The sequence below is a fragment of the Xenorhabdus eapokensis genome (genome assembly GCF_001908105.1).
Genome location: NZ_MKGQ01000056.1, coordinates 1 through 8984 on the forward strand (window position 1 = coordinate 1; position 8984 = coordinate 8984).

At 49.3% G+C, this 8984-nt stretch carries 13 protein-coding genes and 1 pseudogene; all 14 read right to left on the reverse strand.

Annotation, left to right across the window (positions count from 1 at the left end):
• Nucleotides 1-99: 99 nt before the first annotated feature.
• Nucleotides 100-425 (reverse strand): annotated as a pseudogene (locus tag Xedl_RS18355) (IS1-like element transposase); the annotation flags it as partial.
• Between the two features lie 54 nt (nucleotides 426-479).
• Entirely contained in the window at nucleotides 480-971 is a 492-nt protein-coding gene (locus Xedl_RS18360) for an adenine nucleotide alpha hydrolase family protein (RefSeq protein ID WP_244149751.1), read from the reverse strand.
• A 202-nt stretch (nucleotides 972-1173) separates the two neighbouring features.
• Nucleotides 1174-1446 (reverse strand): hypothetical protein, encoded by a 273-nt coding sequence (locus Xedl_RS18365; RefSeq protein ID WP_244149752.1) that lies wholly within the window; start codon nucleotides 1444-1446, stop codon nucleotides 1174-1176.
• A gap of 234 nt (nucleotides 1447-1680) precedes the next feature.
• Nucleotides 1681-2235: a hypothetical protein gene (locus Xedl_RS18370; protein WP_074025186.1), complete on the reverse strand. Its 555-nt coding sequence runs from the start codon at nucleotides 2233-2235 to the stop codon at nucleotides 1681-1683.
• A 12-nt stretch (nucleotides 2236-2247) separates the two neighbouring features.
• Nucleotides 2248-3855, reverse strand: a complete 1608-nt coding sequence (locus Xedl_RS18375; RefSeq protein WP_074025187.1) for a DNA cytosine methyltransferase — start codon at nucleotides 3853-3855, stop codon at nucleotides 2248-2250.
• Nucleotides 3856-3932: 77 nt separating this feature from the next.
• The gene (locus Xedl_RS18380) at nucleotides 3933-4235 is read right to left on the reverse strand and encodes a hypothetical protein (RefSeq protein WP_074025188.1); all 303 of its coding nucleotides are present in this window, start codon (nucleotides 4233-4235) and stop codon (nucleotides 3933-3935) included.
• Nucleotides 4236-4310: 75 nt separating this feature from the next.
• Nucleotides 4311-4490, reverse strand: coding sequence for a hypothetical protein (locus Xedl_RS18385; protein WP_244149753.1), 180 nt, complete (start codon nucleotides 4488-4490; stop codon nucleotides 4311-4313).
• A gap of 376 nt (nucleotides 4491-4866) precedes the next feature.
• On the reverse strand, nucleotides 4867-5058 hold the full coding sequence (locus Xedl_RS33820) for a hypothetical protein (RefSeq protein WP_244149754.1): 192 nt from the start codon (nucleotides 5056-5058) through the stop codon (nucleotides 4867-4869).
• A 49-nt stretch (nucleotides 5059-5107) separates the two neighbouring features.
• Nucleotides 5108-5299, reverse strand: a complete 192-nt coding sequence (locus Xedl_RS18395; protein ID WP_074025189.1) for a hypothetical protein — start codon at nucleotides 5297-5299, stop codon at nucleotides 5108-5110.
• A 216-nt stretch (nucleotides 5300-5515) separates the two neighbouring features.
• Nucleotides 5516-5905, reverse strand: a complete 390-nt coding sequence (locus Xedl_RS18400) for a hypothetical protein (RefSeq protein WP_074025190.1) — start codon at nucleotides 5903-5905, stop codon at nucleotides 5516-5518.
• 61 nt (nucleotides 5906-5966) lie between these two features.
• A complete protein-coding gene (gene yfaE / locus Xedl_RS18405) occupies nucleotides 5967-6191 on the reverse strand; it encodes a class I ribonucleotide reductase maintenance protein YfaE (protein ID WP_074025191.1) in 225 nt (74 codons plus the stop codon).
• Nucleotides 6192-6240: 49 nt separating this feature from the next.
• The gene (locus tag Xedl_RS18410; RefSeq protein ID WP_074025192.1) at nucleotides 6241-6432 is read right to left on the reverse strand and encodes a hypothetical protein; all 192 of its coding nucleotides are present in this window, start codon (nucleotides 6430-6432) and stop codon (nucleotides 6241-6243) included.
• Between the two features lie 66 nt (nucleotides 6433-6498).
• Nucleotides 6499-6987 carry a DUF3085 domain-containing protein gene (locus tag Xedl_RS18415; protein WP_074025193.1) on the reverse strand — a complete coding sequence of 163 codons (489 nt, stop codon included), beginning with the start codon at nucleotides 6985-6987 and terminating at the stop codon, nucleotides 6499-6501.
• A 115-nt stretch (nucleotides 6988-7102) separates the two neighbouring features.
• Nucleotides 7103-8689: a VWA domain-containing protein gene (locus Xedl_RS18420; protein WP_074025194.1), complete on the reverse strand. Its 1587-nt coding sequence runs from the start codon at nucleotides 8687-8689 to the stop codon at nucleotides 7103-7105.
• Between the last annotated feature and the right edge of the window lie 295 nt (nucleotides 8690-8984).

Consider the following 8984-nt stretch of genomic DNA (forward strand, 5'->3'; position numbering starts at 1 on the left):
TACCGCCGGAGATGCAAGACTCGCTACGTAGTGATCTGGCTAATCTTCTACGACGGGACTTTCACCCGCAAGAAACAGTGCAGCTTTTCCCAGCGCACCGTCTATTTCACAGACAAGATGAATCTCACTGCCCGCAAGCGGCAGCGTAGTCACTTGTCTTGGTGTGAGCTTTTTAATGTGCGAATGACGGTGTTAATGCCGATTTTCAAAACCCGAACCGTGACCCTGACACCGGCGTTATTCATGGCCATATCAATAATTCGCTCTTTCATACCGGGATGGCAGGCTTGATAGGTATATTGCAGTTGGAAGGTTTTGCGACAGGCATAGCAGTGATAGCGAGGATATCCAGTACGTCCTTTTCCATGCCCTTTAACCTCGTTTGTTTTATGACAGTAACGACAAACCACATCCACTTTAGCCATATCTCTTTAGCCATATCTCACCCAGAATAAAAAGCAGGGAGTTTATCACAAGATCTAATCATTGGGAGCATGACCAAGGATTCGGCCCGTCCAACTCTGCGTGATCCCCGGCTTTGCAAGAATGATAGTCAGATGAAGATTTTCCTTCGCAATGAAACGTTCCAGCTCAGCCAGTTTCTGATCCGCCAGCCATCTTACTTCCGGGCTTTCGATCAGAGTGTCAGTGTGCAAGATGAAGTGGTGTTGGCTGATGGTCGCCCCACTCCTCACGGCCCGGACTAGGGCCATCAGAAACAAATGCAAGACCGTTTCAGAATCCTTCCCACTGGAATAGCCGACCATCATAGTCCACCCATCAATCAAAGCCGTGTGAATGGCTTCAACTGATGACGTGATCAATGATGACAAGCAGGTTCCCCTGCTGGCATCAACGAAGTTTAAATCTTCGTTGTCAGTTAGTTCTGACCAAACAGAATCCCACTTGTCCCCGCGCAGAAGCACAGGAGCAGGTTGTACTGAGAGGTCAAAGTTTAATGCTTGTTGCATAGAGCCTCCTAGGTTAGTAGGGTGCCCATTCCTACCGGGATAAAGCCCCCCGGTAGGGTTGAAAATTGAATCTGGTTATCGAACTTTCACTAGCTGGTACTCGACATCTGATTGTCTTCGTATTGCTGCTTGGCTTGCTTCACCAGATCAATGTCACCGTCTTGTAGCTTCTGAATATCAAGCCGTAGACGAACCTTGTGTTTCAGCAGCTCGGCAACCACATCATCAATGTGATTAATGAGCGATTGTTTTTTTGGATGGTGTAATCGTTGATTTCTTCGAGCAGAGGCCAAGCAACACTCGAATGGGTGTTGAGCAATGGGTACTCTGCTTCAATCTTACAAACCACACCGTTTGCTCCTTCTCGGTAATGAGGGAATCCGACGCGCAGACCGATACGACGATCCAGCGCTGCATTCACTGTACATTCCAAAGAAGTTCGGTTTGAAAAAACATCGTTGACGTTTTTAGACATGCTATATCTCCATTCAGTTTATGACGGAGATCCTCTAACAGGAGGTGCTCCCATCAGGGTTGATAATTTGCTGTTTATTTTGGGCAGCCAGCTACCGCACTTGAGCGCCCAAGGCACTTTCCGAAACCTTCTGGGAGACCGAGAGGCTTGGGAAAGCGCGGGGGTTCCCCCCTGCGTTGATTACCCGTTTTAAGGGGGACAGTACGCCGATTTCTCGGCGCACTCAGGTTGAACCTACACAGTCAAGAACCAACGTTTCATCGGAACGGTGATCTCTATCAACCCGTTTCCACATGGATTCTGGCCCCAGAATCTGTAGGTCGTCTCATAAAAGTCAAACTCAAACAAAGACTGAATCTGCGATTCTGAGATCGGTTCAAATGGGCCACCGCAACCAATGTGCATATTAAGCCCATAATCTCGAAGCTCCAGCTCTCCGAGGTTCAGCGTTTTTCCACCCACACAAGCAACCAGGTTCTGATTTCTGATGTCGCCTTCTTTGAACAACAAAGCAGACTCATCGTAGCTCGCATATTGATTGGTAAACTTCACAATATGCCCGTGCTTGGGTGAAGTTTGTTCCGACAACTCTTTCAGCAATCGCTTTACGCTTTGAAATTTTGCGTACAGAGCTGGCGTAAATTGCCCAGAGTAGTTCAAGTTCGGACAGATCATTTCGAGCATCTCATCAGATACTGATTCAAGTCCCATTTGCGCTGCCAAAGGCTTCGCCTTTTTCAGACCTTCCTCAAGCACCATCGAGTTGACAAGTTGTTTTAATGTATTCATTTCACTCTCCACTTACGAGAGAGCAATGCAAACCGTCACCGGACTTGCATTGCCCGTTAACGGCTTATGGCCGCAGCTCGTTTTGGTTCCGTTAGGTGAATAGACAGCCAGTTGACCGTCCATAATGTTGAATGGCATCCCCTGTTTCTTTGCTGCCGGTGACAGCTTGAGTGTGCCCTTTGCATCAACCAATGCCGTTGCCCAATGGAAGTCTTCACCACCGATAAACGGCTGTGATTCATCCACGACTTCGACCATGATCGGCATCATTCCAACCCAGCTCCAAAGACTGTTCCCTAGTGCGAGAGCTAAAGCCTCGAACGCGGGAAAGACAACAGATTGCCCGAGAATCTGGTGGGCAACAGTGTCCGACAGGCCTTGGATGAGCTCCTCTGGTATCCCTTTCACTCGACAATGTTCTATCGGTGTAAAGATGCGAGACAGCTCAGGCTGTTCCGGATGAACAATGAAAGGTTCAGTACTTCTGCATTTTGCATAGTCCTTCCCTATGGTGCCGCAAAACTCATCGTCTCCGGTCAGGAGTTGACGAGAGAATCCCTTGCCAGCGGCCTTGTCTCTCAATTCCTTCTCAGCCAGATAATCAAATGACTTCCAACGTTCAGAATCGAGAGCCACCGGCTCCAGGATGTCCTGTATGCGACTTTCCTTGGTACGAATAGGTTGAACCATCTCAAGGTCAAACCCATCAATTCCGTGAGAAAGCGCAACAACACAGAGACGCTTGCGGCGTTCAATCACTCCAAACTCATTGCTGTCGAGAATGCGTTCTTGCAGGGAATAACCCAGCGAAGAGAGCACAGAACGGATCACCTCCATCGAAGCGGTCTTCTGGTACTCAGGCACGTTCTCAATCAGCACAACGGCTGGATTGAGCGCTTCCACGAATTGAAGGAAGTTGAAGAACATGGCACCTGCCGTCTCATGCGATTCGGCAAACTCCAGCTTGTTCTTACTACGACCTGACTTTGATGCACCGGTACACGGTATCCCCCCCATCAAAACATCCACCTGCGGTGGGCGCTTGCTGAGGTTCACAGCCTGGATTGGAGATTCGATAACGATAGAATCTTCGTTCCAGAGCTCCGGGTTATTTGCCAAAGATGAATCGAGATACTTCCCTTCCATCTCTACGGCCACAGATATGGCACTGGCAATACCCGCCTTGTGAAAACCGGCGTGAACAGCTTTATCAAGCACACCTCCCCCATGAAAGAGGCTGCATACCGAAAGCGATTCTCCATTCTCTAGCTTACTGATAAGCCGGTTGACACGCTCGATGACTCGTTCTTGTTGATGGTGAGCGGAAATCACGATAGCGCCGTTACGAATGAACACACGGAGCATCTCTACACCGTCAAAAACGGTAGCGAGCTCCTGCGCGGTCAGATCGATGATTGGAGACACTCGGCCATTGCGCTCACGCTTACTAATCGTGAATTTACCTTCCTCTTTGACGCGGAGCACAACCTGGGAGTCTTTCAACTCCAGATCGTACTTCATGCCAGGATAGTAACCTTCACGCAGCAGCTTTTGACCTTCCAGCCAGACGCGCTTCTTGCCTCGATGTTCTCCTAACTTGGTGTTTACGATAGTAGCCATGAGCTCTCTCCTTTCGGTTGAGAGGCCACTACCGTCCCAATCGGGAAGTAATGGCCCCGATGGGTTTAAAGTGGTTCTCAGTTCACAGCAGGGCCGTGAGACTGAATGGCATTGGCAAAACCAGCCATTTTTTCAGGGAAGGTGTAGCGGTTGATGTCCTGGCTGCGAGCCAGATTGACATACACCTTCTTCACCTTCGTTTCGTCAGAGTCGTACTTCTCAAGCGCCAGCTTTTCAGCTTCTTCCGGATCTCGGCCCAGCGAGTAGGCGTAAATCACAGAGGTGAAGCCAAGTCCTGAGCCGAATGCGTAGATTTGTTTCTCGAAGTGGACGTCAGCGAAATAGATGCTGAGTCCGGACTTGAGGTTATGTTTTTCCATGATGCACTCCAAATAGTTGGGGGCGCACCACGTCCCGAACCGGGCGGATGCACCCGGTTGGGGTTAGTTTATAGTTCAAGCTGTTACGCCAGCCTGAGTTTCTATTGCTTCAAGCGCGAGTTCTACTTCCTGGATAGAACCAGTGCTGTACAGCTTATGCAGCACACGGCCAAGGTTCACAGAGGTCTTTTCTTTCACTCGGAGATACTTGACGTAGAAGTCATACAGTTTCTCCGCCTGTTCAAGGTGAGCCATGCTCTCCACGGGAATGGTATTCCCTGGATCATAGTTGTGGCTCCATGTTTGTCAGGGAACCACCAGTCCAAGGGGCGGAGATTCCCCAAGGGTTGAGTTGAATGCTGTTTGTTTGGGGAGGCCAGCTACCTCACAGTTCACTCTCATCAGAGAGCAAAAACTTGCTTTCCGAGGGGTACAAAACTTTCACATGTGAAAGTCGATGCCACTTGGAAAGCAGAGGGATTACCCCCCGCTTTAACCCGCGCTAAGCGGTTCAGGATAGACTTTACGCCTTCCCTTATCCCTGACCGGCTTCATCGCAGCAGACCACAAATGAGAATGGATGTACCTCGTCGGACATCACCCAAGCCATCGTTTCCTGCTTGATTTCACTTCAAGCTCGACTATCAGCCAGGACCCTAAGGCTATGCCATAGAAGCCCATCACGTAATTGCTTTACCTCATCATCAGTCCATTCCAGCTTTGGCTCAAATGGAATAACTTCTGCGGTTCTCGGCTCTTCGTCCAAGAAGAAAAGCGGCAGCTCAAGCTGGCTTTCCTTCTGGATCATCTTCACTGCGTTCATGGTGGCTCCTTTTACGGGCACCATGCCCCCAGTGGGGTTACAATCATAGTTACTTCATGCCTGCCAGTTGAGAATTAATGTTCTCTTCCAACCAGCCTTGAAGCGATTCAAGGTCACGCTTGTCTTCCAGTTTGCTGGCTTTACATGCGTCTTCCGACACTGCGCTCAACATGGCGTTAGCCTCAGCAAGTAATTTGACATTGTTCCCTGGGAACACAATCGTTTGATTGTGATCTGTCATGGTCTTCTCCTTTGAGAATGGAGGACCGTCTCCCATCAGGAAGAGCGGCCCCGTGGGCTAAAAGTAAAAATCCTCCAGCTCTTCATGGTCCTGCTTTTGCTCGACTGGTCGAAGCAATTCAGCTTCATCAGCGAACTCAAGCTCAGGATGAAAAGCGGGATGGAACCTATGGTCCGGAAAATCCGACCTTTATCAGATTCTCTGGCCGTGTATCTGTTAAGCTGCATAGCCACCTCCAGCACTCTCGCTTTCTTCGATTTCACTTCCGAGCTCGACCATTCCAATCAGGTCAAGCTGGGTCATGTCCGAATCCAGAGAGCAGTCTATTGCTGACTGTATGATGCCTCTGTGGGACAGGCCCAAAACCGACTTAATCGTTGAAAGCAGAGACTCGGCTTCGCTTTCGATTTGTTCCAGAATGTCTTTCCACTCCCAGTGCTCAAACGGTTGCCAAATGACCAGATCATCAGGCTCTTCTCCCCGTTCTACACACTCCGACAAATACTCATAAGCCTTGTACCAATTCTCTTGTTGACCCAGTTCACTGAGCACTTGAGCGGTAGCATGAGCGTATGCGATTTGTTCAACTTTGGTATTGATAGACATAGTGTTTCTCCTCTAAATGGACAGAGGAGCCCCACCAGCAGGGAAGGCCCCTCCTGATGGGTTAAATATCCAAGGTCACATCGGTTTTTGCTTTAGCGCAGCAAACCAACACTTCCCCTTCTTTGACAAATGCGATGGGCGTCTCGTCATAGGCCACTTGACCTTTGAGGAGGCGAACTCGGTACATGCCACAAAAGCCACTGCGACAATGCGTTTCAACAGTGAGTCCTTTGTTTTCTATTTGTGCCAACAGATCATTGTTGCTGGCTTGAAGTTGTACGTTCATGGTCACGCTCCTTTGTTGTTGATGAGCGCAACCAATCCCTTCCGGAATGTCACGCCCCGGTTGGGCTATTCAGCAAGTGCATACCTGTGTATCCCATACGACTATCCAAAGTGACTCCCAGGAACAGTCTCCAATACATTGGAGGGATGCGTTTGGCAAGCAGTAAGAAAGGTGTATCAGGCACTGTGGCCCTTCTACCCTTGTTCCGATGATACAAATCCAACGGATGGAATTGATTCATAGATTCTCCAAATAAAAACGGCCATCGTTATCGATGACCGTGTTAATCAACAGGGAACCCCCTGTATCACCCTTGCATTAGTTCAACCGAGTTTGTGGTTAACTTAATCCGAAAAGCCTTCTTGTGCTGAAGAGCCCACTTGGCCCAGCTAGAAGGGATGCGTACCGAACCATCGTCACCACCAAACAGGTTGCGTTTATTTTCGTAGAAATCATCATCACTCTCGGGATTGCAGCCATTAGCATAAGCGACTGTTCCGCGAGAGCTTGGAGAACCATCCGCTTTTGCATTAGTGATGAGGTAAACTCCATGATCTCCAACCAATATCAATGCGGGTTTAATTTTTTTCTGGTCAATAAAATCTTCTGAAGGCCAGAACATCCCACCATGTTTTTCAGCTTCCTGCTCAGTCCGTCCATACTTATCCCTAATTATGCCGTCAGGGTACATTTCAGGATTGAACAAATCGTCAGTTGATGGTGAAAAACTGCTTGCTGTATCAAGTTCTTCAATCAACTTTTTCACATCATGGGTTTCAAAAATAAGGATAGACATTTGAGTTGCTCTCTATTCAAAAGAGGCTCCCCCTCCTAACAGGAGATAGGCAGCCCCTGTTAGGTTAAAAAAATGGCGGCCACCCAAAATGGGCGACCGCGTTTATTTACACATACTATGCCGCAAAAGCAGTCAGCGACCGCTCCATCAGCCTAAACAATGTGCGTTGTAAAGCTGCCGCGTCATCAATGACTATGTTCTTTTGAAACAGTCCTGACACAGCGGTAGTCTCTACTCCTATACCGATCACCTCAACATCGCTTCGTTCACAGAGGTCAATCACTGAGCGACATGCCGGTGCGCTTTGAGGCTGCCCGTCAGTCACTACGATCAACATTTTCCGCTCTTCACGGGTCTTCGTGAGCTCAAAGGCTGCATACCACATAGCTTCCGCCATAGGCGTACCGCCAGTTGCTTTGAACCCAAACCGACCGGCCCGATTCTGAACCGTATCTCCATGCTTAACGACACTGAACACTGGTTGGTTCCGGTTGCCACCAAAAAAGGTAACTGCCGGATTTACGTCGGGGATCGCTTCCAGAGCCATCGAAATAGCCAAGGACGCTTCCCGTGCAATGTCTTGACGCTCCTTTCCATTGGCAGCCTTGTAGACCATCGAGGAGCTCATATCAACTAGGATGTGAACCGCCGTGTTAGGGCGCTTCTTGGCTTCCGGATTGAGGAATACTCGGGTATCGCCCATCACTACACGATGTAGCTTACGAGCATCCACACGCTTCCCTAAGCGTTGGTTACGGTGAGCAACTCGCTGGCTGGCTTGGACCAATCCGTAAAGCTGCGTTCTGATCTTTGAAGTGGTGCTCTTCACATTCCCCACAAGGCTTTTGCCAACAGCAGGATTGTTCTGGGTGTCCACGGCGGAGCGAACAGTCATATAGCTACTATCCCCCTTATCCTGAGCAACCCGGTTGAGCTCGGCTTTAAGTGCATCATGCGCGTCACCGCGCAAGTCACCGGCACCGGCATTCAGAACCTGCTGGAGCATTTTGGCCGCGTCAGAATTGCCACCAGCATTCTGCTGATTGTTACTATCCTGACCATTCTGGGATTTCTGCTCTTCTTTCTCCTTTTCCTCCTCGATCATCTTGATGATTTGGTCGGCCAAGGATGTCACCTCTGCGGTGGACTTCGTGTTCACAGCCTTACGCAGTAAAGCGTTCAGCCGAACAACAACACCTTGAGGAAACACGCGCTCGAATACGGAAGTAGCCGAATCGAGATAGGGTTGAAGGACGGATTGCCCTACAGCCTTGGTTTGCAGCCAGTACAAACAGAACCCTGTCAGAATGGAGGCTGGAGCCTCTTTATCTGTGACATGCTCGTAATGGCCTGCTTGAGCCATATAGCGAGCTACTTCATTCAGGGTCTGTGAAGTACCGGGGAAGAGCTCCATCATGGCGCGTTCAATGCGGCAGTCCTCCAACACGTTGGACAACTCAGTATGAAGGCCTCTGCGGCGTTCAACACCAAAATCCGTAAAACGGACGTGGGCAGCTTCATGAGCCAAATACCCCCAAACAGCATCCATGTGCGGATAGTCATCGGGGATATTCGGAACCACGATGGTCTTACCATCGGTGTATGCTTCATCGTTACCGATTGCAACTTTGACACCGAGTTTTTCACCATAGGCGGCGGCCACGATTGGTAGGGCGCTGTAAATGGTGCGTTTTTTGGACATATCTTTTCTCCTGATTGAGAAGGAGATAGTCCCCCCCTGGAGGGAATGGCTATCCCCTCCAGGTCGGTTTAGTTGAAGTGACTATTAGAAGAAATAGTCGCCATCGTCGTCAGTTTTAGGCAGTTCCTGGTTGAGAGGCTCCTCAGAGGGCTCCTCTTGGATAGGTTCCTGCTCTACCGGAATTTCCTCAGAGCCTATTCGGAATCTTTTTTGAACGTAATTGTTTTTCCTGTATTCTGTCCGCCCAAATAAGATAAGTGCCTATATAAGTGACCTGCTGGAATGAGAAAAACCT

Coding starts and splice junctions, on each gene's coding strand:
- Xedl_RS18370 (WP_074025186.1), bottom strand. CDS start 2,235: ATGAATACATTAAAACAACTTGTCAACTCGATGGTGCTTGAGGAAGGT.
- Xedl_RS18400 (WP_074025190.1), bottom strand. CDS start 5,905: ATGTCTATCAATACCAAAGTTGAACAAATCGCATACGCTCATGCTACC.
- Xedl_RS18365 (WP_244149752.1), bottom strand. CDS start 1,446: ATGTCTAAAAACGTCAACGATGTTTTTTCAAACCGAACTTCTTTGGAA.
- Xedl_RS33820 (WP_244149754.1), bottom strand. CDS start 5,058: ATGAACGCAGTGAAGATGATCCAGAAGGAAAGCCAGCTTGAGCTGCCG.
- Xedl_RS18360 (WP_244149751.1), bottom strand. CDS start 971: ATGCAACAAGCATTAAACTTTGACCTCTCAGTACAACCTGCTCCTGTG.
- Xedl_RS18410 (WP_074025192.1), bottom strand. CDS start 6,432: ATGAATCAATTCCATCCGTTGGATTTGTATCATCGGAACAAGGGTAGA.
- yfaE (WP_074025191.1), bottom strand. CDS start 6,191: ATGAACGTACAACTTCAAGCCAGCAACAATGATCTGTTGGCACAAATA.
- Xedl_RS18420 (WP_074025194.1), bottom strand. CDS start 8,689: ATGTCCAAAAAACGCACCATTTACAGCGCCCTACCAATCGTGGCCGCC.
- Xedl_RS18380 (WP_074025188.1), bottom strand. CDS start 4,235: ATGGAAAAACATAACCTCAAGTCCGGACTCAGCATCTATTTCGCTGAC.
- Xedl_RS18395 (WP_074025189.1), bottom strand. CDS start 5,299: ATGACAGATCACAATCAAACGATTGTGTTCCCAGGGAACAATGTCAAA.
- Xedl_RS18385 (WP_244149753.1), bottom strand. CDS start 4,490: ATGGCTCACCTTGAACAGGCGGAGAAACTGTATGACTTCTACGTCAAG.
- Xedl_RS18415 (WP_074025193.1), bottom strand. CDS start 6,987: ATGTCTATCCTTATTTTTGAAACCCATGATGTGAAAAAGTTGATTGAA.
- Xedl_RS18375 (WP_074025187.1), bottom strand. CDS start 3,855: ATGGCTACTATCGTAAACACCAAGTTAGGAGAACATCGAGGCAAGAAG.